This window comes from Escherichia sp. WS1118, from assembly GCF_046487695.1.
Lineage (GTDB): Bacteria > Pseudomonadota > Gammaproteobacteria > Enterobacterales > Enterobacteriaceae > Escherichia > Escherichia coli.
Genome location: NZ_JBJQIZ010000001.1, coordinates 16,898 through 38,514 on the forward strand (window position 1 = coordinate 16,898; position 21,617 = coordinate 38,514).

The window sequence follows — 21,617 nt, forward strand, 5'->3', positions numbered from 1 at the left end:
CTGCTTCTCTTTCTTATTGCTCAAACTGTCGACATTACTATGCCCGTTTTTGCTCTGCTCGCGCTTGTCGCCTACTCCGTCAGTCTTGCGCTGATTGTTCCCGGTCTGCTGCAAAAAAACGGCGGCTGGCGGCGCATGGCTATTATTTCTGCGGTCATCGCGCTGGTCTGCCACGCAATCGCTCTGGAAGCCCGCATCCTGCCCGACGGTGATAGCGGACAAAACCTCAGCCTGCTGAACGTTGGTTCATTGGTCAGTTTGATGATCTGTACGGTAATGACCATTGTGGCTTCTCGCAATCGTGGCTGGTTGTTGCTACCCATTGTCTATGCCTTTGCGCTTATCAACCTGGCGCTGGCGACCTTTATGCCCAATGAATACATCACCCATCTGGAAGCAACGCCGGGGATGCTGGTGCACATTGGCTTATCGCTTTTTTCCTATGCCACGCTAATTATCGCTGCCCTGTACGCGCTGCAACTGGCGTGGATTGATTACCAACTGAAGAACAAGAAGCTGGCGTTTAACCAGGAAATGCCTCCATTGATGAGTATCGAGCGTAAAATGTTCCATATCACGCAGATTGGCGTGGTGCTGCTAACGCTCACTCTTTGCACTGGCCTGTTCTACATGCACAACTTATTTAGCATGGAAAATATCGACAAGGCCGTGCTCTCTATCGTGGCGTGGTTTGTCTATATTGTGCTGCTGTGGGGACATTATCATGAAGGATGGCGCGGACGCCGCGTCGTCTGGTTTAACGTTGCGGGTGCAGTCATTCTGACACTGGCCTACTTCGGCAGCCGAATTTTTCAGCAGTTAATCAGCTAACCCCAGAAAAGGAGTTTCCCCTGGAACACATTTCTACTACTACGTTGATCATTATTCTGATCATCATGGTGGTCATTTCAGCCTATTTTTCCGGGTCCGAAACCGGAATGATGACTCTCAACCGCTATCGTCTTCGACATATGGCGAAACAGGGTAATCGCTCGGCCAAACGCGTCGAAAAATTGCTGCGTAAGCCAGACCGCCTGATAAGCCTGGTGTTAATCGGCAATAACCTGGTCAATATTCTTGCCTCCGCGCTCGGCACTATTGTTGGGATGCGTTTGTACGGCGATGCGGGCGTGGCAATTGCAACTGGTGTGCTGACTTTTGTCGTACTGGTTTTTGCTGAGGTATTGCCGAAAACCATTGCCGCGCTGTACCCGGAAAAAGTCGCTTATCCGAGTAGTTTTCTACTGGCTCCGCTGCAAATTTTGATGATGCCGCTGGTCTGGTTGCTGAATGCTATTACCCGCATGTTAATGCGCATGATGGGCATCAAAACCGATATCGTGGTTAGCGGCTCTTTAAGCAAAGAAGAGTTGCGTACCATCGTGCACGAATCACGCTCACAAATTTCCCGTCGCAATCAGGATATGCTGCTGTCGGTGCTCGATCTGGAAAAGATGACCGTCGATGACATCATGGTGCCGCGCAGTGAAATTATCGGTATTGATATCAACGATGACTGGAAATCGATTCTGCGCCAACTCTCCCACTCACCTCACGGGCGCATCGTGCTCTACCGTGATTCGCTGGACGACGCCATCAGTATGCTGCGTGTGCGTGAAGCCTGGCGACTCATGTCGGAGAAAAAAGAGTTCACCAAAGAAACCATGCTACGCGCCGCGGACGAGATCTATTTTGTCCCGGAGGGTACGCCGCTCAGCACACAGTTGGTGAAGTTTCAGCGCAACAAAAAGAAAGTCGGCCTGGTCGTCAACGAGTATGGAGACATTCAGGGACTGGTGACGGTCGAAGATATTCTCGAAGAGATTGTCGGCGATTTCACCACGTCGATGTCGCCAACACTTGCCGAAGAGGTCACGCCGCAAAACGACGGGTCGGTGATTATCGATGGCACCGCCAACGTGCGAGAAATTAACAAAGCCTTTAACTGGCATCTACCGGAAGATGATGCTCGTACTGTTAACGGCGTCATTCTGGAAGCGCTGGAGGAGATCCCGGTAGCAGGCACCCGCGTGCGTATAGGCGAGTACGATATCGATATTCTCGACGTACAGGACAATATGATTAAGCAGGTAAAAGTTTTTCCTGTAAAACCGCTGCGCGAGAGTGTGGCGGAGTAACGAAAACGGCCCGGCATTCGCATGCTGGGCCGTGATTTATTACGAAAGCAGAAATTAAGCTTTTGCTTTCGCTACAGTCACCATCGCCGCACGAATCGTACGACCGTTCAGCGTATAACCTTTCTGCATAATGCCCAGTACGTTACCTGGCGCAACGTCATCAGATTCCACCATTGCGATGGCCTGATGCACATTTGGGTCCAGTGGGACGTTGGTTTCGGCGATCACTTCAACGCCAAACTTACGCACAACATCCAGCATCGACTTCAGCGTCAGCTCAATACCTTCAACCATCGCGGACATATCCGGGTTAGCTTTATCAGCCACTTCCAGCGCACGATCCAGGCTATCAATCACCGGCAGCAATTCGTTGATGAATTTCTCCAGCGCGAATTTGTGGGCTTTTTCGATATCCAGTTCAGTACGACGACGCAGGTTTTCCATTTCGGCTTTTACGCGCAAAATGCCGTCACGTTCACGGGTCTGGGCTTCAGCCAGCTGAGCTTCGAGATTCGCAATTTTTTCATCGCGCGGATCCACCTGCTCAGCAGAAGCTTCTGGCTCAACTGCCTCAATCTCTTCGTGCTGATCCATGATAATTTCTTCCGGGGCTTGCCCCTCAGGCGTTTTCTGTTCTTTACTACTCATGAATTTCTCCGCGTTTTTTTCGCATTCATCTCGCTAACTTCGCTTATTATGGGGATCAGTTTCAGGGTTTCAAGGGAAGCACTCACATTGTCATCAATCTTCGCAACAAGGACCTCGGAAAAATGAATAATCATTTCAAGTGTATTGGCATTGTGGGACACCCACGGCACCCCACTGCACTGACAACACATGAAATGCTCTACCGCTGGCTGTGCACAAAAGGTTACGAGGTCATCGTTGAGCAACAAATCGCTCACGAACTGCAACTGAAGAATGTGAAAACTGGCACGCTCGCGGAGATTGGGCAACAGGCTGATCTCGCGGTTGTCGTTGGCGGCGACGGTAATATGCTGGGCGCGGCGCGCACGCTCGCCCGCTACGATATTAAAGTTATTGGAATCAACCGTGGCAACCTGGGTTTCCTGACTGACCTTGATCCCGATAACGCCCAGCAACAATTAGCCGATGTGCTGGAAGGCCACTACATCAGCGAGAAACGTTTTTTGCTGGAAGCGCAAGTCTGTCAGCAAGATTGCCAGAAACGCATCAGCACGGCGATTAACGAAGTGGTACTTCATCCTGGCAAAGTAGCGCATATGATTGAGTTCGAAGTGTATATCGACGAGATCTTTGCGTTTTCGCAGCGTTCCGATGGACTGATTATTTCGACGCCAACAGGCTCCACCGCATATTCCCTCTCTGCGGGCGGTCCTATTCTGACACCCTCTCTGGATGCGATTACCCTGGTGCCCATGTTCCCGCATACGTTGTCAGCACGACCACTGGTCATAAACAGCAGCAGCACGATCCGTCTGCGTTTTTCGCATCGCCGTAACGACCTGGAAATCAGTTGCGACAGCCAGATAGCACTTCCGATTCAGGAAGGTGAAGATGTCCTGATTCGTCGCTGTGATTACCATCTGAATCTGATTCATCCGAAAGATTACAGTTATTTCAATACATTAAGCACCAAGCTCGGCTGGTCAAAAAAATTATTCTAATTTTACGCCAGCCTCTTTACTGTATATAAAACCAGTTTATACTGTACACAATAACAGTAATGGTTTTTCATACAGGAAAACAACTATGTTGGCACAACTGACCATCAGCAACTTTGCTATCGTTCGTGAGCTTGAGATTGATTTTCATAGCGGCATGACCGTAATAACTGGCGAGACCGGCGCGGGTAAATCTATTGCAATAGATGCCCTCGGCCTTTGTCTCGGTGGTCGCGCTGAAGCCGACATGGTGCGTACCGGCGCTGCTCGTGCCGACCTGTGCGCCCGTTTTTCTCTGAAAGATACGCCAGCGGCCCTGCGTTGGCTGGAAGAAAACCAGCTTGAAGACGGGCATGAATGTTTGCTTCGTCGCGTAATCAGCAGCGATGGTCGCTCCCGTGGTTTCATCAACGGTACAGCTGTTCCTCTGTCACAACTGCGCGAACTGGGTCAGTTGCTGATTCAGATCCATGGTCAGCACGCTCATCAGTTACTCACCAAACCCGAGCACCAAAAATTCCTGCTTGATGGCTATGCCAATGAAACCTCTCAGGTCCAGGAAATGACCGCACGTTATCAGTTGTGGCATCAAAGCTGCCGTGACCTCGCGCATCATCAGCAGTTAAGTCAGGAACGCGCCGCCCGTGCGGAGCTGCTGCAATACCAATTAAAAGAACTTAACGAATTTAATCCGCAGCCTGGAGAGTTTGAGCAAATCGACGAAGAGTACAAACGTCTGGCGAACAGCGGTCAATTGCTGACCACCAGCCAGAATGCATTGGCATTAATGGCTGACGGTGAAGACGCAAATCTGCAAAGTCAACTTTACACGGCTAAACAACTGGTGAGCGAATTGATTGGCATGGACAGCAAACTGTCCGGCGTACTTGATATGCTGGAAGAGGCTACCATCCAGATTGCTGAAGCCAGTGATGAACTACGCCACTACTGCGATCGTCTGGATCTCGATCCCAACCGACTGTTTGAACTTGAACAGCGCATCTCAAAACAGATTTCGCTGGCACGTAAACATCACGTCAGCCCTGAGGCATTGCCACAGTATTACCAGTCGCTACTGGAAGAACAGCAGCAACTGGACGATCAGGCCGACTCACAAGAAACGCTCGCGCTGGCGGTAACGAAACATCATCAGCAGGCACTGGAAACGGCGCGCGCGTTACACCAGCAACGCCAGCATTATGCAAATGAGTTGGCACAGCTGATCACCGATAGTATGCATGCACTCTCTATGCCACATGGGCAGTTTACGATCGATGTTAAATTTGACGAGCATCACCTGGGCGCTGACGGCGCTGATCGTATTGAGTTTCGGGTAACCACCAACCCAGGTCAGCCAATGCAGCCTATTGCCAAAGTCGCATCCGGTGGTGAGTTGTCCCGCATCGCATTGGCAATCCAGGTCATTACCGCGCGTAAAATGGAAACCCCGGCACTGATTTTTGATGAAGTGGATGTAGGGATTAGCGGCCCAACAGCGGCAGTTGTCGGCAAACTGCTACGTCAACTTGGCGAATCAACTCAGGTGATGTGTGTTACCCACCTGCCACAAGTCGCGGGATGTGGTCATCAACACTATTTTGTCAGCAAAGAAACCGATGGTGCGATGACAGAAACGCATATGCAATCCCTGGATAAAAAAGCGCGGTTACAAGAGTTGGCGCGCCTGCTTGGTGGCAGTGAAGTCACACGTAACACACTGGCGAATGCGAAAGAACTGCTTGCGGCGTAAACTTTTTTCCTGCTTCACGGTCAGAGTAAACAGAAAAACGCCGTAAGACCGGAAAGCAAAAGGTTTTAAAGTGATGAAAGGTCTATTATCATCGGCATATTACAGATGAGCCACGTACTGCTCGGGCCCGAAAAGGAATCAAATCACTATGCGCTGTAAAACGCTGACTGCTGTAGCAGCAGTACTATTGATGTTGACCGCAGGCTGTTCCACTCTGGAGCGAGTGGTTTACCGTCCTGACATCAACCAGGGGAACTATCTGACCGCTAACGACGTATCCAAAATACGTGTTGGCATGACGCAACAACAAGTTGCGTACGCATTGGGTACACCGCTGATGTCCGATCCATTTGGTACAAATACCTGGTTCTATGTCTTCCGCCAGCAACCTGGTCATGAAGGTGTAACGCAGCAAACGCTGACGCTGACCTTTAACAGTAGCGGTGTGTTGACCAACATTGATAACAAACCTGCGCTGAGTGGTAACTAATAATAAAGTTGCTCTCAAAGACGTTAAAAAAGGTGCTCAATGAGCACCTTTTTTCTGTCTGTTATTTATTCGCTGATTTTTCTGCTCGTTGCCTGCGAAGCTCTTTCGGATCGGCAATGAGAGGACGATAAATCTCCACCCGATCGCCATCATGCACAATATCGCTGAGTTTTGCCGGACGGCTGTAAATGCCGACTTTGTTTTTAGTTAAATCGATATCGGTACGCAATTCCAGCAAACCACTGGCGCGAATAGCTTCTTCAACCGTCGCGCCCTCCTGCAACGTCACGCGCTGCAGGTACTGCTTCTCAGGTAGCGCATAAGCCACCTCAACGGCAATTTTACCTGGCACTGTAGACCTCTTTTGCACGAACAGTAAAAGCCTGCACCATATTAGCTGCCAGCTCTTTAAACACACGACCAAAGGCGAGTTCAATCAACTTATTGGTAAACTCAAAGTCGAGATGAAACTCAATACGGCACGCGTCCTGGCTCAACGGCGTAAACTTCCAACCGCCGATCAATTTCTTAAACGGTCCATCAACCAGACTCATGAGAATACTTTGATTACTGGTCAACTGGTTGCGGGTTGTAAACGTTTTGCTGATCCCAGCCTTAGACACATCTACCGCAGCAGTCATCTGCCCAGGAGTGGACTCCAGAATCCGACTTCCGGTACAACCCGGCAAAAACTGAGGATAAGACTGAACGTCATTCACTAACTGATACATTTGCTCCGCGCTGTAGGGCACCAGTGCGGTCCGACTAATCTGAGGCATAACAATTTCCATCAACAAAAATCCAACAAATAATATCATTTATCCTGCTGTAAAAAAAACGCTATCCCGGCGCTGGGTAACATCGGGTTCATGCTAAGATAGAGCCTTGTCCCCCGCAGGATTGATATGGGGTGTTTTCGATTTCAGATTACCGATGATTCACGACGCTTATGACGAAGAAAAAAGCACATAAACCTGGTTCAGCGACCATCGCGCTTAACAAGCGCGCCCGTCACGAATACTTTATCGAAGAAGAGTTCGAAGCGGGACTTGCCCTGCAAGGCTGGGAGGTTAAATCCCTGCGCGCAGGAAAAGCCAATATCAGCGACAGCTATGTCCTTCTGCGCGACGGAGAGGCATTTCTGTTTGGCGCTAACATCACGCCAATGGCTGTGGCCTCCACGCATGTGGTGTGCGATCCTACCCGTACCCGCAAGTTACTTCTCAACCAGCGCGAACTGGACTCATTGTACGGTCGCGTCAATCGAGAAGGCTATACCGTAGTGGCGCTCTCCCTGTACTGGAAAAATGCCTGGTGCAAAGTGAAAATCGGCGTCGCCAAAGGTAAGAAACAGCACGATAAACGTTCAGATATCAAAGAACGCGAATGGCAGGTGGATAAAGCGCGTATCATGAAAAATGCCCACCGTTAAACCTATATAAGCGATACTAATCAAATCCTCACCGCGCCTCCCTATCCGGTGGCGCGAATGAACATCTTATCGACTGTCAAATCTGACACAGATGTAGCCATCCCATTGCTTAATCGAAAAAAAATCATACTATGCAGGCGCTAATTCCAGGATGATAACGCCTTTTGGGCTAGTCATGCTGCTCATAAATCTGGTATACTTACCGTTACACATTGGGGCTGATTCTGGATTCGACGGGATTTGCGAAACCCAAGGTGCATGCCGAGGGGCGGTTGGCCTCGTAAAAAGCCGCAAAAAATAGTCGCAAACGACGAAAACTACGCTTTAGCAGCTTAATAACCTGCTTAGAGCCCTCTCTCCCTAGCCTCCGCTCTTAGGACGGGGATCAAGAGAGGTCAAACCCAAAAGAGATCGCGTGGAAGCCCTGCCTGGGGTTGAAGCGTTAAAACTTAATCAGGCTAGTTTGTTAGTGGCGTGTCCGTCCGCAGCTGGCAAGCGAATGTAAAGACTGACTAAGCATGTAGTACCGAGGATGTAGGAATTTCGGACGCGGGTTCAACTCCCGCCAGCTCCACCAATCATGATTGGACGGTGTAAGGACTACACCAACAAAAACAGGAAGTTATAAGTCTCAGCAGGACACCGACCAGACGGTGAGGAGACAAAAAAGGATACGCAACGGAGTCGCGACTCCCTATGACATTAAAGCCCGCTGATGCGGGCTTTTTTATTGGTCCTGACCCGCCCTGAATAGAATTCATCCAATTACAGTCCAGACATATACAGTATCCCTCAGCTCAGTATCAGCTTCTCGACAAATGGTCACTGTTATTTACCCGTTGCCAGAAAGAGAATAATTTGCCCCCATAGCCAGCCTTCCCGGAATCTGTATATTCATTAATATTGTTATCGATTCCATCAAGTAACATAGGTTGGATGCGATTGATCTTACTCACATTAGTCGACACGGAACTCAGTAAGTTGAACTCTGAAAAAGCAGTTTAAATAGCATTTAAACAAATGCCACCAGTTCGAAAAAGAGTATAAGCACACTTAATATATTGTTTTAATTATTCATTTCCTTTCAACCCAATTCTTATCCCTCACATTATTTGTTATTAATTTGTTGTTTTTGATCACAATAAGAAAACAATATGTAACTTTTATGCGCATTTTTCAGAAATGTAGATATTTTTAGATTATGGCTACGAAATGAGCATCGCCATGTCACCCTACATCTCATAAGAGGATCGCTTCTGATGAATGCACTGACCGCCGTACAAAATAACGCTGTCGATTCAGGCCAGGACTATAGCGGATTCACTCTCATCCCGTCGGCGCAATCCCCGCGTCTGCTGGAACTCACCTTCACCGAACAGACGACCAAACAGTTTCTCGAACAGGTTGCCGAATGGCCCGTACAGGCGCTGGAGTACAAATCTTTTCTGCGTTTTCGGGTAGGCAAAATTCTCGACGATCTGTGTGCGAATCAGCTGCAACCGCTGCTGTTGAAGACCCTGTTAAACCGCGCTGAAGGTGCGCTGTTGATCAATGCGGTGGGTATCGATGATGTCGCGCAGGCGGATGAGATGGTGAAGCTGGCGACGGCGGTGGCGCATCTGATTGGCCGTTCCAATTTTGACGCCATGAGCGGTCAGTATTACGCGCGTTTCGTGGTGAAAAATGTTGATAACTCAGACAGCTATCTTCGTCAGCCGCACCGCGTAATGGAGCTGCACAACGACGGCACTTACGTCGAAGAGATCACTGATTACGTGCTGATGATGAAAATCGACGAGCAAAACATGCAGGGCGGTAACTCGCTGCTGCTGCATCTCGATGACTGGGAACATCTGGACCTCTTTTTCCGCCATCCGCTGGCGCGCCGTCCGATGCGCTTTGCCGCGCCGCCGAGCAAAAACGTCAGCAAAGATGTCTTCCATCCGGTGTTCGATGTCGATCAGCAGGGCCGCCCGGTGATGCGCTATATCGACCAGTTTGTCCAGCCGAAAGACTTCGAAGAAGGCGTGTGGTTGAGCGAGCTTTCCGATGCCATTGAAACCAGTAAAGGCATTCTTTCTGTACCCGTTCCCGTTGGCAAATTCCTGTTGATTAACAACCTGTTCTGGCTGCACGGTCGCGACCGCTTTACTCCGCACCCGGATCTGCGCCGTGAACTGATGCGTCAGCGTGGCTATTTCGCTTACGCCACTCACCACTACCAGACGCATCAGTAAGCGCAAAGGAATTGAGCGGATGTATGATTTTGTGATTATTGGCGGCGGCATCATCGGCATGTCGACCGCCATGCAACTGATTGATGTTTATCCGGATGCCCGCATTGCGTTGCTGGAAAAAGAGTCCGGCCCGGCCTGTCACCAGACGGGCCACAACAGCGGCGTGATCCATGCCGGAGTCTATTACACGCCCGGCAGCCTGAAGGCGCAGTTTTGCCTGGCGGGGAACCGCGCCACTAAAGTCTTTTGCGATCAAAACGGCATTCGCTACGACAACTGCGGCAAGATGCTGGTCGCCACGTCTGAACTCGAAATGGAACGGATGCATGCGTTATGGAAACGCACGGCGGCGAACGGGATCGAGCGCGAGTGGTTAAACGCCGAGGAGCTGCGCGAGCGTGAACCGAATATCACCGGGCTTGGCGGCATTTTTGTGCCGTCCAGCGGCATTGTCAGCTACCGCGAAGTGACGGCGGCGATGGCGAAAATTTTCCAGGCCAGAGGTGGTGAGATTATTTATAACGCCGAAGTCAGCACCCTCAGTGAGCATAAAAACGGCGTGGTGATACGTACCCGTCAGGGCGGTGAATATGAAGCATCGACGCTGATTAGCTGTTCCGGGCTGATGGCTGACCGGCTGGTGAAAATGCTCGGCCTCGAACCGGGCTTTATTATCTGCCCGTTCCGTGGCGAGTATTTCCGCCTTGCGCCGGAGCATAACCAGATTGTTAACCACCTGATTTACCCCATTCCCGACCCGGCAATGCCGTTTTTGGGCGTGCATCTCACCCGCATGATCGACGGCAGTGTGACCGTCGGGCCAAACGCGGTGCTGGCTTTCAAACGCGAAGGCTATCGTAAGCGCGACTTCTCATTTAGCGACACGCTGGAAATTTTGGGCTCGTCGGGGATTCGCCGAGTGCTGCAAAACCATCTACGCTCAGGACTGGGCGAGATGAAAAACTCGCTGTGCAAAAGCGGCTATCTGCGGCTGGTGCAAAAGTATTGTCCCCGGCTTTCGTTAAGCGATCTCCAGCCCTGGCCCGCCGGTGTGCGGGCACAGGCGGTATCGCCGGACGGCAAACTGATTGACGATTTTCTGTTTGTCACCACCCCGCGCACGATCCACACCTGCAATGCGCCCTCCCCGGCAGCGACATCAGCAATTCCTATTGGTGCGCATATTGTCAGCAAGGTACAAACGCTGTTGGCAAGCCAGAGTAACCCCGGACGCACGCTGCGAGCGGCACGTAGTGTGGATGCCTTACACGCCGCATTTAATCAATAACCTTTGAAAACAGGATGTAGCGATGAAACTTAACGACAGTAACTTATTCCGCCAGCAGGCGTTGATTAACGGGGAATGGCTGGACGCCAACAATGGCGAGGTCATCGACGTCACCAATCCGGCGAACGGCGACAAGCTGGGTAGCGTGCCGAAAATGGGCGCTGATGAAACCCGCGCCGCTATCGACGCCGCCAACCGCGCCCTGCCCGCCTGGCGTGCGCTCACTGCCAAAGAACGCGCCAACATTCTGCGCAACTGGTTCAATTTAATGATGGAGCATCAGGACGATTTAGCGCGCCTGATGACCCTCGAACAGGGCAAACCATTGACTGAAGCGAAAGGCGAAATCAGCTACGCCGCTTCCTTTATTGAGTGGTTTGCTGAAGAAGGCAAACGTATTTATGGCGACACCATTCCCGGTCATCAGGCCGATAAACGCCTGATTGTTATCAAGCAGCCGATTGGCGTCACCGCGGCTATCACGCCGTGGAACTTCCCGGCGGCGATGATTACCCGTAAAGCAGGTCCGGCGCTGGCGGCAGGCTGCACGATGGTGCTGAAGCCCGCCAGTCAGACGCCGTTCTCTGCGCTGGCGCTGGCAGAACTGGCGATTCGCGCGGGCGTTCCGACTGGCGTGTTTAACGTGGTCACCGGTTCGGCGGGCGCGGTCGGTAACGAACTGACCAGCAACCCGCTGGTGCGCAAGCTGTCGTTTACCGGCTCGACCGAAATTGGCCGTCAGTTAATGGAACAGTGCGCGAAAGACATCAAAAAAGTGTCGCTGGAGCTGGGCGGCAACGCACCGTTTATTGTCTTTGACGATGCCGATCTCGATAAAGCCGTGGAAGGCGCGCTGGCCTCGAAATTCCGTAACGCCGGGCAAACCTGCGTCTGCGCCAACCGCCTGTATGTGCAGGACAGCGTGTATGACCGCTTTGCCGAAAAATTGCAGCAGGCGGTGAGCAAACTGCACATCGGCAACGGGCTGGAGAAAGGCGTCACCATCGGGCCGCTGATCGATGAAAAAGCGGTAGCAAAAGTGGAAGAGCATATTGCCGATGCGCTGGAGAAAGGCGCGCGCGTGGTTTGCGGCGGTAAAGCACATGAACGCGGCGGTAACTTCTTCCAGCCGACCATTCTGGTGGACGTTCCGGCTAACGCCAAAGTGTCGAAAGAAGAGACGTTTGGCCCCCTCGCCCCGCTGTTCCGTTTTAAAGATGAAGACGATGTGATTGCGCAAGCCAATGACACCGAATTTGGACTTGCATCCTATTTCTACGCCCGTGATTTAAGCCGCGTCTTCCGCGTGGGCGAAGCACTGGAGTACGGCATCATCGGCATCAACACCGGCATTATTTCCAATGAAGTGGCCCCGTTCGGCGGCATTAAAGCCTCGGGTCTGGGTCGTGAAGGTTCGAAGTATGGCATCGAAGATTACTTAGAAATCAAATATATGTGCATCGGTCTTTAACTGGAGAATGCGAATGAGCAGCAATAAAGAGTTAATGCAGCGCCGCAGTCAGGCGATTCCCCGTGGCATTGGGCAAATTCACCCGATTTTCGCTGACCGCGCGGAAAACTGCCGGGTGTGGGACGTTGAAGGCCGTGAGTATCTTGATTTCGCGGGCGGGATTGCGGTGCTCAATACCGGGCACCTGCATCCGAAAGTGGTTGCGGCGGTGGAAGCGCAGTTGAAAAAACTGTCGCACACCTGCTTCCAGGTGCTGGCTTACGAGCCGTATCTTGAACTGTGCGAGATTATGAATCAGAAGGTGCCGGGCGATTTTGCCAAGAAAACTCTGCTGGTTACGACCGGTTCCGAAGCGGTGGAAAATGCGGTGAAAATCGCCCGCGCCGCCACCAAACGTAGCGGGACCATCGCCTTTAGCGGTGCGTATCACGGGCGCACGCATTACACGCTGGCGCTGACCGGCAAGGTGAATCCGTACTCTGCGGGCATGGGGCTGATGCCGGGTCATGTTTATCGCGCGCTTTATCCTTGCCCGCTGCACGGCATAAGCGAGGATGACGCTATCGCCAGCATCCACCGGATCTTCAAAAATGACGCCGCGCCGGAAGATATCGCCGCCATCGTGATTGAGCCCGTTCAGGGCGAAGGCGGTTTCTACGCCGCGACGCCAGCCTTTATGCAGCGTTTACGCGCGCTGTGTGACGAGCATGGGATCATGCTGATTGCCGATGAAGTGCAGAGCGGCGCAGGGCGTACCGGCACGCTGTTTGCGATGGAGCAAATGGGCGTGGCGCCGGATCTCACCACCTTTGCGAAATCGATCGCAGGCGGTTTCCCGCTGGCGGGCGTCACCGGGCGCGCGGAAGTGATGGACGCCGTCGCACCGGGCGGACTGGGTGGCACCTATGCCGGTAACCCGATTGCCTGCGTAGCGGCGCTGGAAGTGTTGAAGGTGTTCGAGCAGGAAAATCTGCTGCAAAAAGCCAACGTTCTGGGGCAGAAGCTGAAAGACGGATTGCTGGCGATCGCCGAAAAACACCCGGAGATCGTCGACGTACGCGGGCTGGGGGCGATGATCGCCATCGAGCTGTTTGAAGATGGCGAACACAGCAAACCGGACGCAAAACTCACCGCCGAAATCGTGGCACGCGCCCGCGATAAGGGTCTGATTCTTCTATCCTGCGGCCCGTATTACAACGTGCTGCGCATCCTTGTACCGCTCACCATTGAAGACGCTCAGATCCGTCAGGGTCTGGAGATCATCAGCCAGTGTTTTGCTGAGGCGAAGCAGTAGCACCGCACCATGCCGGAGGCGACGCTGCGCGTCTTGTCCGGCCTACGAGAATCCAGGTCGGATAAGGCGTTTACGCCGCATCCGACAATCTGTACGTGAACAGGAATAAATCTATGTCGGCCGGATAAGGCGGAGCCGCTCTCCGGCAAAAAGAACCAATAACAATTAAATGCGTGACCCGACGCGGGAAATGTCGGGGCGCTCTCCCAAGTGACACACTTTCGAGAGGATTCAGGATGGGGCAATCATCGCAACCACATGAGTTAGGCGGCGGGCTGAAGTCACGCCACGTCACCATGTTGTCTATTGCCGGTGTTATCGGCGCAAGTCTGTTTGTCGGTTCCAGCGTCGCCATCGCCGAAGCGGGCCCGGCGGTATTACTGGCCTATCTGTTCGCCGGATTACTGGTGGTTATGATTATGCGGATGTTGGCGGAAATGGCGGTTGCCACGCCCGATACCGGTTCGTTTTCCACCTATGCCGATAAAGCCATTGGCCGCTGGGCGGGCTATACCATCGGCTGGTTGTACTGGTGGTTTTGGGTACTGGTTATCCCACTTGAAGCCAACATCGCCGCCATGATCCTGCACTCGTGGGTTCCAGGCATTCCCATCTGGTTATTTTCCCTCGTCATTACCCTCGCCTTAACCGGCAGTAATTTATTAAGCGTTAAAAACTACGGCGAATTTGAGTTCTGGCTGGCGCTGTGTAAAGTCATCGCTATCCTGGCCTTTATTTTCCTTGGTGCAGTCGCAATTAGCGGTTTTTACCCGTATGCCGACGTGAGCGGTATTTCAAGATTGTGGGATAGCGGCGGCTTTATGCCCAACGGCTTCGGTGCGGTATTAAGCGCGATGTTGATCACCATGTTCTCGTTTATGGGCGCAGAAATTGTCACCATTGCCGCCGCGGAATCCGACACGCCGGAAAAACATATTGTCCGCGCCACCAACTCGGTTATCTGGCGTATCTCTATTTTCTATTTGTGTTCTATTTTTGTCGTTGTGGCATTAATCCCGTGGAATATGCCAGGGCTGAAAGCCGTTGGTTCTTATCGCTCGGTTCTGGAATTGCTCAATATTCCTCATGCGAAATTAATCATGGACTGCGTGATATTACTTTCCGTAACCAGCTGCCTGAACTCGGCGCTGTATACCGCTTCCAGGATGCTCTACTCCTTAAGCCGTCGCGGTGATGCTCCCGCGGTAATGGGTAAAATCAACCGCAGTAAAACCCCGTACGTGGCGGTGTTACTCTCCACCGGCGCGGCATTCTTAACGGTGGTGGTGAACTATTACGCGCCTGCGAAGGTGTTTAAATTTCTGATCGACAGCTCCGGCGCTATCGCCCTGCTGGTTTATTTAGTCATCGCCGTTTCACAATTGCGGATGCGCAAAATTCTGCGAGCAGAAGGAAGCGAAATTCGCCTGCGGATGTGGCTTTATCCGTGGCTCACCTGGCTGGTAATCGGTTTTATTACCTTTGTGTTGGTAGTGATGCTATTCCGCCCGGCGCAACAGTTAGAAGTGCTCTCCACCGGCTTATTAGCGATTGGGATTATCTGTACCGTGCCAATTATGGCTCGCTGGAAAAAGCTGATAATGTGGCAAAAAACACCCATTCATAATACGCGCTGATAATGATCAGGAGTCACACCATGACCATTACCTCTCTGGATGGCTATCGCTGGCTGAAGAACGATATTATTCGCGGCAATTTTCAGCCGGATGAAAAATTACGGATGAGTTTGCTGACATCGCGTTATGCACTTGGCGTTGGGCCGTTGCGGGAAGCGCTTTCGCAACTGGTGGCAGAACGACTGGTCACGGTGGTGAATCAAAAAGGGTATCGGGTGGCGTCTATGTCAGAGCAGGAGCTGCTCGATATTTTCGATGCCCGTGCCAATATGGAAGCGATGCTGGTAAGCCTGGCGATTGCCCGCGGTAGTGATGAGTGGGAGGCAGACGTTCTTGCGAAGGCGCATCTGCTCAGTAAGCTTGAGGCCTGTGACGCCAGTGAGAAAATGCTTGATGAGTGGGATCTGCGTCATCAGGCGTTTCATACTGCAATTGTGACAGGCTGTGGTTCTCACTATTTGCTGCAAATGCGTGAACGGTTGTTTGATCTGGCGGCGCGCTATCGCTTCATCTGGCTGCGGCGAACGGTACTTTCCGTGGAAATGCTGGAAGATAAACACAACCAACATCAAATTTTAACCGAAGCTGTGCTGGCGCGGGATGCCGCGCGCGCCAGTGAGTTAATGCGCCAGCATTTGCTGACGCCGATTCCCATTATCCAGCAGGCGATGGCTGGCAATTAACTACTCTTCAGGAATACGCAACACTTGCCCCGGGTAAATTTTATCCAGGCTTTTTAGCATCGGTTTATTCGCTTCGAAGATTTTATTGTACAGATTAGCGTTACCGTAGACCTGTTTGGAAATGGCACTCAGAGTGTCGCCAGACTTAACGGTATAAAACTGGCTGGCAGTGGCTGGTATCGCCGTTTTCACCTGATCATCGACACTGGCAATACCGGAAATATTCCCCACCGCAACAAGGATTTTCTCCTTCGCCTCCTGACTTAAGCCGTCACCAGTGACCGTCGCTTTGCCGTCGGCAATTTGAATGTTCACTTTATCGGCATCAGGTATACCGGTTTTGTTCAGATGCTCCTGCACCTTCTTCGCCTGATCGTCTTTATCGTGCTGACCTGTAACCGCGTCCCAGAGTTTTTCTCCGGCATCTTTCACAAAATTGAACAGACCCATAGCTACCTCATTCGTTAACGGAAACACTCAGAAAGTGTAGCAGAGGAACGCGGCGCGTTAACGCCGCGGGGGTGAGCACAGGTTTAATCGCGGGTTTGCACCCAGAACGCGTGAATCAAACCGGGGATATAGCCAAGCAGTGTCAGCAGAATATTAATAATGAACGCCCAACCGAACCCTTTACCGAGCAGCACGCCGAGCGGCGGCAGAATAATGGTGATGACGATTCTCCAGAAACCCATATGTACTCCCTATAAGAAAATTACTCATTGTTTAAAAAGAGATTTTATCTCTTAAGCGTAGTAATTTTAGCGGAGCCTGCCAGTTTCAGCTTACGCATTTACTCTCATTTACGCGGCTGAGGCTGGTATATGTTGCATTTTTAGTTTAGAGTTTACTTAATTTAGAAAATACTTAAATATCTATGACTGAACTCGCACAATTACAGGCCAGTGCCGAACAGGCAGCGGCCTTATTGAAAGCAATGAGCCACCCTAAACGGTTGCTGATTCTGTGCATGCTTAGCGGTTCCCCCGGCACCAGTGCGGGAGAGCTGACGCGCATTACCGGACTAAGTGCCTCTGCAACATCACAGCATCTCGCTCGTATGCGGGACGAGGGGCTTATCGACAGCCAACGGGATGCCCAACGCATTCTATATTCCATTAAAAATGAGGCGGTAAATGCCATTATCGCCACCCTGAAAAATGTCTATTGTCCGTAAGGAGTCACTATGGCTTTGACAACCATTTCGCCGCATGATGCACAAGAATTAATCGCACGCGGCGCAAAGTTAATCGATATTCGTGATGCTGATGAATATCTTCGTGAACATATTCCTGAAGCAGATCTAGCTCCATTATCCGTACTGGAACAGTCAGGTCTTCCGCCTAAATTACGTCGCGAGCAAATTATATTCCACTGCCAGGCAGGTAAACGCACCAGTAATAACGCCGATAAATTAGCAGCGATTGCCGCCCCCGCAGAAATCTTTTTACTCGAAGATGGGATTGATGGCTGGAAAAAAGCAGGATTGCCAGTAGCGGTAAATAAATCCCAACCCTTGCCGTTAATGCGCCAGGTGCAGATCGCCGCGGGTGGTTTAATATTAATCGGCGTTGTACTGGGTTATACCGTAAATAGCGTTTTCTTCTTATTAAGCGGCTTTGTTGGTGCTGGGTTACTGTTTGCAGGAATTAGTGGTTTTTGTGGAATGGCAAGGTTGTTAGATAAGATGCCGTGGAACCAACGAGCTTGAGAAGCGACGCCGGACGCGCCATAGCAGCGACATCCGGCCTCAGTAATTAGATCAGGAAATCGTCGAGAGATTTACCTTCTGCCAGCGCCTGAGCGATTGGCTTCGGTGTACGGCCCTGACCGGTCCAGGTTTTAGTTTCACCGTTAACATCGATGAATTTATATTTCGCCGGACGCGGCTGGCGTTTTTTACCAGCGCGTGGTGCCGCAGCAGAGCTATTACCCAATAACTCTTCCGGGTTAATTCCGTCAGCTTTCATCAGCTCCAGCCAGGTGCTAATTTTTTCCTGGCGCTCTGCCAGTTCACGCTGCTGTTGTTCTTCTTCTTCACGTCTTTCTTTAGTGACAACCCTGAATTTTTCGAGCATTTCTTCAAGAACGTCAATGGAGAATTCGCGAGCCATCGCACGGAGGGTGCGAATGTTATTTAAACTTTGTAACATTACGGACATAATAAAGAAAACCTTTTAACCCAAAACAAAAAAGTATTTCGTCGCGTAGTGTAAGCGATCACTTATTATATTTCCACAAAATTTAATCTATTTACAGTCCTGCACGAGATTATTTCAGCTGTTATTTTCTGAAACTCTCAGAATAATTTCAAGATTATATATTAGCCATTTTGATGAGTAATTTCGGTTATTGGTGAACAGAGCGGCTCTCTCTGCTCGATAATTCCGCAAGCCTGACAAAACCAAAGTGAATAAAAATGCAATTTAACCGAATAAAAGAAAACATCTATCACTGGTGCTTTCTGCTGTCAATGTACATTATCTGGCATAAAAAATGCTGAAAATGACCCGGTCACTACATACACCGAATTCTCTACGCTTATAGCGTTACCTCACACCCAAACCTTCATGAGTGAAAACAAAGGTAAACACATATCCAATTGATTTAATTAAAAATAAATCATACCGGCATGTAAAAATCCACAATGTACAAAAAACGCGCCGTTACGGAATATTTTATCTACAAAAACAGATTAAATAAAAATTTTTCACTAATTGATTAGTCATAGCCAGCGATATACGCTATGCGAAAATGCAGATGGCAATGAGATCCGCTGCTTTCATCTCCATTAACATCCCATTACGCTTTTATTAAGGAGCATTAGCATGTTCTCACCGCAGTCACGCTTGCGTCATGCAGTTGCAGATACGTTCGCGATGGTTGTTTACTGTTCTGTCGTGAACATGTGTATTGAAGTTTTCCTCTCCGGAATGAGCTTCGAACAGTCTTTTTATTCCAGATTGGTAGCGATTCCGGTGAACATCTTAATTGCATGGCCATACGGTATGTACCGCGATCTGTTTATGCGCGCGGCACGCAAAGTTAGCCCGTCGGGCTGGATAAAAAATCTGGCGGATATCCTGGCTTATGTGACGTTCCAGTCACCGGTGTATGTGGCGATCTTGTTAGTGGTGGGCGCAGACTGGCATCAGATTATGGCGGCAGTCAGTTCAAACATCGTTGTTTCGATGTTGATGGGGGCGGTTTATGGCTACTTCCTCGATTATTGCCGCCGACTGTTTAAAGTCAGCCGTTACCAGCAGGTAAAAGCCTGACCCTTCTTTTCGCGACTGGCATCGCCAGTCGCGTCTTTAACTGGCTTCGCCAAATAAACCATTCAAATAACGTTCAAGCGCAACACGCGAACTAAAGCCATGCGGGATACCGTAATGCTCATGACGTTCACCCGCTAAATAGAGCGGAAATTGCTGGTAATGATCGCAAGTTTTAATATCGGAAGCGGGTTCAGCCAGTGTTGAACTACGTTCTTTTAATGTTGGATGAATCACCAGGGCGGTACGTCCCATTCGCGCTTCGCGATTAACATAGACATAATTTTCCCCACGGCGGTAACCATACGCTTTCTGGGTTACCACATCGACAGTAAAACCGACTTTTTCAAGTACGCGCGCCACCTCGTCTGGTCGTAAATACATATTTGATCCTCGTTATTATCAACCGCGGGCCTACCTTACCTGATTGCGCATTCACAACGCTTTCAGAAAAGTCCATAAAGCCGCGATGAACCTCAGTTAAGAAAATTATGGTCTACACTGAAAATTACATCGAATTCTAATGGGGGATCATATGTTTAACCGACCGAACCGCAACGACGTTGATGATGGCGTGCAGGATATCCAGAATGATGTCAATCAATTAGCTGACAGTCTCGAATCTGTATTGAAGTCCTGGGGCAGCGACGCCAAAGGGGAAGCCGAAGCCGCTCGTAGTAAAGCGCAGGCTCTACTGAAAGAAACCAGGGCGCGAATGCATGGTCGTACTCGCGTCCAGCAAGCCGCGCGCGATGCCGTTGGCTGCGCGGATTCTTTTGTTCGTGAAAGACCCTGGTGTAGTGTGGGTACAGCGGCAGCGGTGGGTATTTTTATCGGCGCACTGTTAAGCATGCGCAAATCGTAGTGCACAAATGATAATAAATACGCGTCTTTGACCCCGAAGCCTGGCTTCGGGGTTTTTTAGCTTAAGGCTTTACGTAATTGTTGTGCTACCTGTCGCGCCATACCTTCGTTAACGATATTAGTAAACGAAAGCAGTAATCCACCTTCCCCACTTGAACGGATACGCCAGTCGCTAAGTGCCTGCACCGCAAGGCCTGCAGCATTGGCTTTACGCGCATGGGCAATATCATCGCCTATCATTCTGATCACCATCTGGATACCACCTTTCTGCGGCACAACCTGAAATCCTTGCTGCGTCAACGCTTGCTCAATCCATTGCCGACGTTGAGCATAATGCTGACGCATTTTCTTCAGATGCCGCCAGAAATGCCCCTCGCGAAGAAAGTCTGCCAGTGTGTTCTGCCATAGAACAGGTACCGCACATGGAGCCAGTGACGCCTGGTGGCGGAATTGTGCAATTTGCTTCACCGGCACCACCAGCCACGCACAGCGCAATGCAGGAAATAGCGCTTTGCTGAATGTTCCGGCATAAATTACCCGCTGCGGTGCGTCGAGACTTTTTAACGCCGGTAACGGCTTACCGTGATAGCGAAACTCACTGTCATAATCATCTTCAATAATCCATGCCTGACTACGATCTGCCCATTCCAGTATCTGATGCCTGCGCGCTAAAGAGAGCGCCACACCCAGCGGACTTTGGTGTGCTGGTGTTATCAGGGCAAAACGCGCATCAGGATAATTTTGTATTCCGCTTGTGATATCCAGTCCATTGTCATCAACCGGCACAGGCAAAATTTCCACATCATGGCGAGTGACAATCGGGCGAATCAGTGGAAAGCCGGGATCTTCTATCCACATCCCGTTTCCCGGTTTCGCCAGCGCGTGCAGAATTAAAGCTATTGAGGCCGCATAACCGTGAGTGATAAAGACCTGCTCTGGCTGACAATCAATCCCACGTGAAACGCGTAAGTAATCAACTATTGCCTCGCGCAACGCCGCCTCACCGCAGACATCGCCTAACGCCAAATCAAAGCGCGTCTGGGTACGAAGGCGACGCCCCATCACCCGCGCCCACAGCTCTCGCGGAAAGAGATCGAGTGCGGGTAATCCCATTTGAAATGGCAACGGTTGCTGACTTTCACCGGCAAAAGCTACAACTTGTACAGTAGATTGTTGCGGATATATCCGCTCACTGACAAATGTGCCAGCCTGTCCCCGCCTGATCAGCCATCCTTGCGCCACCAGCTCAGCATACGCATTTTCGACAGTGGATCGAGACACCCCCAGCTCCTGCGACCAGGTACGACTTGAAGGCAGCCTTGCGCCGGGTTTCAGTTCCCCTTGCTCAATAGCCGTTTTTAACTGACGGGCGATATCCTGATAGCGCGGCATATGGTCTTCTTTTTTAGGTAATT

At 50.8% G+C, this 21,617-nt stretch carries 24 protein-coding genes and 1 other RNA gene; 17 read left to right on the plus strand and 8 right to left on the minus strand.

Annotation, left to right across the window (positions count from 1 at the left end):
• Positions 1–39 precede the first annotated feature (39 nt).
• Both ACJHYO_RS00100 and ACJHYO_RS00105 read left to right on the plus strand, forming a co-directional pair.
• Entirely contained in the window at positions 40–831 is a 792-nt protein-coding gene (locus tag ACJHYO_RS00100) for an inner membrane protein YpjD (RefSeq protein WP_001314062.1), read from the plus strand.
• Positions 832–851: 20 nt separating this feature from the next.
• Positions 852–2,138: an HlyC/CorC family transporter gene (locus ACJHYO_RS00105; RefSeq protein WP_010723175.1), complete on the plus strand. Its 1,287-nt coding sequence runs from the start codon at positions 852–854 to the stop codon at positions 2,136–2,138.
• A gap of 54 nt (positions 2,139–2,192) precedes the next feature.
• On the opposite strand, the gene grpE is transcribed toward ACJHYO_RS00105, so the two are convergent.
• On the minus strand, positions 2,193–2,786 hold the full coding sequence (gene grpE, locus ACJHYO_RS00110; RefSeq protein WP_001296310.1) for a nucleotide exchange factor GrpE: 594 nt from the start codon (positions 2,784–2,786) through the stop codon (positions 2,193–2,195).
• Between the two features lie 122 nt (positions 2,787–2,908).
• Here grpE and nadK point away from each other — a divergent pair, with 122 nt between their 5' ends.
• The 3 genes from nadK to bamE all read left to right on the plus strand — a co-directional run bounded on the left by nadK (position 2,909) and on the right by bamE (position 6,024).
• Complete coding sequence (gene nadK, locus ACJHYO_RS00115; protein ID WP_001059176.1) at positions 2,909–3,787, plus strand: NAD(+) kinase; 879 nt, start codon at positions 2,909–2,911, stop codon at positions 3,785–3,787.
• Between the two features lie 85 nt (positions 3,788–3,872).
• Positions 3,873–5,534, plus strand: a complete 1,662-nt coding sequence (recN, locus tag ACJHYO_RS00120; RefSeq protein ID WP_000880941.1) for a DNA repair protein RecN — start codon at positions 3,873–3,875, stop codon at positions 5,532–5,534.
• Positions 5,535–5,682: 148 nt separating this feature from the next.
• Complete coding sequence (bamE, locus tag ACJHYO_RS00125) at positions 5,683–6,024, plus strand: outer membrane protein assembly factor BamE (protein ID WP_001203447.1); 342 nt, start codon at positions 5,683–5,685, stop codon at positions 6,022–6,024.
• Between the two features lie 61 nt (positions 6,025–6,085).
• Here bamE and ACJHYO_RS00130 read toward each other — a convergent pair whose 3' ends face one another.
• Both ACJHYO_RS00130 and ratA read right to left on the minus strand, forming a co-directional pair.
• Positions 6,086–6,376: an RnfH family protein gene (locus tag ACJHYO_RS00130; RefSeq protein WP_001117834.1), complete on the minus strand. Its 291-nt coding sequence runs from the start codon at positions 6,374–6,376 to the stop codon at positions 6,086–6,088.
• Positions 6,366–6,803 (minus strand): type II toxin-antitoxin system toxin RatA, encoded by a 438-nt coding sequence (gene ratA / locus ACJHYO_RS00135; RefSeq protein WP_001339419.1) that lies wholly within the window; start codon positions 6,801–6,803, stop codon positions 6,366–6,368. Before ratA ends, ACJHYO_RS00130 begins: the two co-directional genes overlap by 11 nt.
• A 170-nt stretch (positions 6,804–6,973) precedes the next feature.
• Here ratA and smpB point away from each other — a divergent pair, with 170 nt between their 5' ends.
• The 8 genes from smpB (at position 6,974) to csiR (ending at position 16,066) form a co-directional block, all read left to right on the plus strand.
• Entirely contained in the window at positions 6,974–7,456 is a 483-nt protein-coding gene (gene smpB / locus ACJHYO_RS00140) for an SsrA-binding protein SmpB (RefSeq protein ID WP_000162574.1), read from the plus strand.
• Between the two features lie 214 nt (positions 7,457–7,670).
• Positions 7,671–8,033: a transfer-messenger RNA gene (ssrA, locus tag ACJHYO_RS00145) on the plus strand.
• 682 nt (positions 8,034–8,715) lie between these two features.
• Positions 8,716–9,693, plus strand: coding sequence for a glutarate dioxygenase GlaH (gene glaH / locus ACJHYO_RS00150; RefSeq protein ID WP_053294482.1), 978 nt, complete (start codon positions 8,716–8,718; stop codon positions 9,691–9,693).
• 19 nt (positions 9,694–9,712) lie between these two features.
• Positions 9,713–10,981: an L-2-hydroxyglutarate oxidase gene (gene lhgO / locus ACJHYO_RS00155; RefSeq protein WP_094258975.1), complete on the plus strand. Its 1,269-nt coding sequence runs from the start codon at positions 9,713–9,715 to the stop codon at positions 10,979–10,981.
• 22 nt (positions 10,982–11,003) lie between these two features.
• Positions 11,004–12,452: an NADP-dependent succinate-semialdehyde dehydrogenase gene (gene gabD, locus ACJHYO_RS00160; RefSeq protein ID WP_000772874.1), complete on the plus strand. Its 1,449-nt coding sequence runs from the start codon at positions 11,004–11,006 to the stop codon at positions 12,450–12,452.
• Between the two features lie 13 nt (positions 12,453–12,465).
• Entirely contained in the window at positions 12,466–13,746 is a 1,281-nt protein-coding gene (gabT, locus tag ACJHYO_RS00165; protein ID WP_085455494.1) for a 4-aminobutyrate--2-oxoglutarate transaminase, read from the plus strand.
• 236 nt (positions 13,747–13,982) lie between these two features.
• On the plus strand, positions 13,983–15,383 hold the full coding sequence (gene gabP / locus ACJHYO_RS00170; RefSeq protein ID WP_001298180.1) for a GABA permease: 1,401 nt from the start codon (positions 13,983–13,985) through the stop codon (positions 15,381–15,383).
• 20 nt (positions 15,384–15,403) lie between these two features.
• Positions 15,404–16,066 carry a DNA-binding transcriptional regulator CsiR gene (csiR, locus tag ACJHYO_RS00175; RefSeq protein WP_024009259.1) on the plus strand — a complete coding sequence of 221 codons (663 nt, stop codon included), beginning with the start codon at positions 15,404–15,406 and terminating at the stop codon, positions 16,064–16,066.
• Here the strand turns inward: csiR and kbp are convergent, their stop codons facing one another.
• Entirely contained in the window at positions 16,067–16,516 is a 450-nt protein-coding gene (kbp, locus tag ACJHYO_RS00180) for a potassium binding protein Kbp (RefSeq protein WP_000522411.1), read from the minus strand.
• An 83-nt stretch (positions 16,517–16,599) separates the two neighbouring features.
• Positions 16,600–16,758, minus strand: coding sequence for a YqaE/Pmp3 family membrane protein (locus ACJHYO_RS00185; protein ID WP_000508177.1), 159 nt, complete (start codon positions 16,756–16,758; stop codon positions 16,600–16,602).
• Between the two features lie 182 nt (positions 16,759–16,940).
• On the opposite strand from ACJHYO_RS00185, the gene ACJHYO_RS00190 reads away from it, so the two are divergent.
• Positions 16,941–17,240, plus strand: coding sequence for an ArsR/SmtB family transcription factor (locus ACJHYO_RS00190; protein WP_000137280.1), 300 nt, complete (start codon positions 16,941–16,943; stop codon positions 17,238–17,240).
• A gap of 9 nt (positions 17,241–17,249) precedes the next feature.
• On the plus strand, positions 17,250–17,774 hold the full coding sequence (gene ygaP / locus ACJHYO_RS00195) for a thiosulfate sulfurtransferase YgaP (protein ID WP_001229462.1): 525 nt from the start codon (positions 17,250–17,252) through the stop codon (positions 17,772–17,774).
• A 46-nt stretch (positions 17,775–17,820) separates the two neighbouring features.
• Here ygaP and stpA read toward each other — a convergent pair whose 3' ends face one another.
• Complete coding sequence (gene stpA / locus ACJHYO_RS00200) at positions 17,821–18,225, minus strand: DNA-binding protein StpA (protein ID WP_000115381.1); 405 nt, start codon at positions 18,223–18,225, stop codon at positions 17,821–17,823.
• Positions 18,226–18,891: 666 nt separating this feature from the next.
• Between stpA and alaE the strand changes: the two genes are divergently transcribed.
• Positions 18,892–19,341 (plus strand): L-alanine exporter AlaE, encoded by a 450-nt coding sequence (alaE, locus tag ACJHYO_RS00205; RefSeq protein ID WP_000492656.1) that lies wholly within the window; start codon positions 18,892–18,894, stop codon positions 19,339–19,341.
• A 36-nt stretch (positions 19,342–19,377) separates the two neighbouring features.
• Here the strand turns inward: alaE and ACJHYO_RS00210 are convergent, their stop codons facing one another.
• Positions 19,378–19,722: a DUF2002 family protein gene (locus ACJHYO_RS00210; RefSeq protein ID WP_000281320.1), complete on the minus strand. Its 345-nt coding sequence runs from the start codon at positions 19,720–19,722 to the stop codon at positions 19,378–19,380.
• A gap of 151 nt (positions 19,723–19,873) precedes the next feature.
• Here ACJHYO_RS00210 and ACJHYO_RS00215 point away from each other — a divergent pair, with 151 nt between their 5' ends.
• Positions 19,874–20,203: a DUF883 domain-containing protein gene (locus tag ACJHYO_RS00215; protein ID WP_001295174.1), complete on the plus strand. Its 330-nt coding sequence runs from the start codon at positions 19,874–19,876 to the stop codon at positions 20,201–20,203.
• A 56-nt stretch (positions 20,204–20,259) separates the two neighbouring features.
• On the opposite strand, the gene ACJHYO_RS00220 is transcribed toward ACJHYO_RS00215, so the two are convergent.
• Complete coding sequence (locus ACJHYO_RS00220; protein ID WP_001138429.1) at positions 20,260–21,594, minus strand: PLP-dependent aminotransferase family protein; 1,335 nt, start codon at positions 21,592–21,594, stop codon at positions 20,260–20,262.
• Between the last annotated feature and the right edge of the window lie 23 nt (positions 21,595–21,617).

Excerpts from the sequence above, each read along its gene's own strand:
- ACJHYO_RS00100 (WP_001314062.1), top strand. The coding sequence starts at position 40 with ATGCCCGTTTTTGCTCTGCTCGCGCTTGTCGCCTACTCCGTCAGTCTT.
- grpE (WP_001296310.1), bottom strand. The coding sequence starts at position 2,786 with ATGAGTAGTAAAGAACAGAAAACGCCTGAGGGGCAAGCCCCGGAAGAA.
- nadK (WP_001059176.1), top strand. The coding sequence starts at position 2,909 with ATGAATAATCATTTCAAGTGTATTGGCATTGTGGGACACCCACGGCAC.
- recN (WP_000880941.1), top strand. The coding sequence starts at position 3,873 with ATGTTGGCACAACTGACCATCAGCAACTTTGCTATCGTTCGTGAGCTT.
- bamE (WP_001203447.1), top strand. The coding sequence starts at position 5,683 with ATGCGCTGTAAAACGCTGACTGCTGTAGCAGCAGTACTATTGATGTTG.
- ratA (WP_001339419.1), bottom strand. The coding sequence starts at position 6,803 with ATGCCTCAGATTAGTCGGACCGCACTGGTGCCCTACAGCGCGGAGCAA.
- smpB (WP_000162574.1), top strand. The coding sequence starts at position 6,974 with ATGACGAAGAAAAAAGCACATAAACCTGGTTCAGCGACCATCGCGCTT.
- glaH (WP_053294482.1), top strand. The coding sequence starts at position 8,716 with ATGAATGCACTGACCGCCGTACAAAATAACGCTGTCGATTCAGGCCAG.
- lhgO (WP_094258975.1), top strand. The coding sequence starts at position 9,713 with ATGTATGATTTTGTGATTATTGGCGGCGGCATCATCGGCATGTCGACC.
- gabD (WP_000772874.1), top strand. The coding sequence starts at position 11,004 with ATGAAACTTAACGACAGTAACTTATTCCGCCAGCAGGCGTTGATTAAC.
- gabT (WP_085455494.1), top strand. The coding sequence starts at position 12,466 with ATGAGCAGCAATAAAGAGTTAATGCAGCGCCGCAGTCAGGCGATTCCC.
- gabP (WP_001298180.1), top strand. The coding sequence starts at position 13,983 with ATGGGGCAATCATCGCAACCACATGAGTTAGGCGGCGGGCTGAAGTCA.
- csiR (WP_024009259.1), top strand. The coding sequence starts at position 15,404 with ATGACCATTACCTCTCTGGATGGCTATCGCTGGCTGAAGAACGATATT.
- kbp (WP_000522411.1), bottom strand. The coding sequence starts at position 16,516 with ATGGGTCTGTTCAATTTTGTGAAAGATGCCGGAGAAAAACTCTGGGAC.
- ACJHYO_RS00185 (WP_000508177.1), bottom strand. The coding sequence starts at position 16,758 with ATGGGTTTCTGGAGAATCGTCATCACCATTATTCTGCCGCCGCTCGGC.
- ACJHYO_RS00190 (WP_000137280.1), top strand. The coding sequence starts at position 16,941 with ATGACTGAACTCGCACAATTACAGGCCAGTGCCGAACAGGCAGCGGCC.
- ygaP (WP_001229462.1), top strand. The coding sequence starts at position 17,250 with ATGGCTTTGACAACCATTTCGCCGCATGATGCACAAGAATTAATCGCA.
- stpA (WP_000115381.1), bottom strand. The coding sequence starts at position 18,225 with ATGTCCGTAATGTTACAAAGTTTAAATAACATTCGCACCCTCCGTGCG.
- alaE (WP_000492656.1), top strand. The coding sequence starts at position 18,892 with ATGTTCTCACCGCAGTCACGCTTGCGTCATGCAGTTGCAGATACGTTC.
- ACJHYO_RS00210 (WP_000281320.1), bottom strand. The coding sequence starts at position 19,722 with ATGTATTTACGACCAGACGAGGTGGCGCGCGTACTTGAAAAAGTCGGT.
- ACJHYO_RS00215 (WP_001295174.1), top strand. The coding sequence starts at position 19,874 with ATGTTTAACCGACCGAACCGCAACGACGTTGATGATGGCGTGCAGGAT.
- ACJHYO_RS00220 (WP_001138429.1), bottom strand. The coding sequence starts at position 21,594 with ATGCCGCGCTATCAGGATATCGCCCGTCAGTTAAAAACGGCTATTGAG.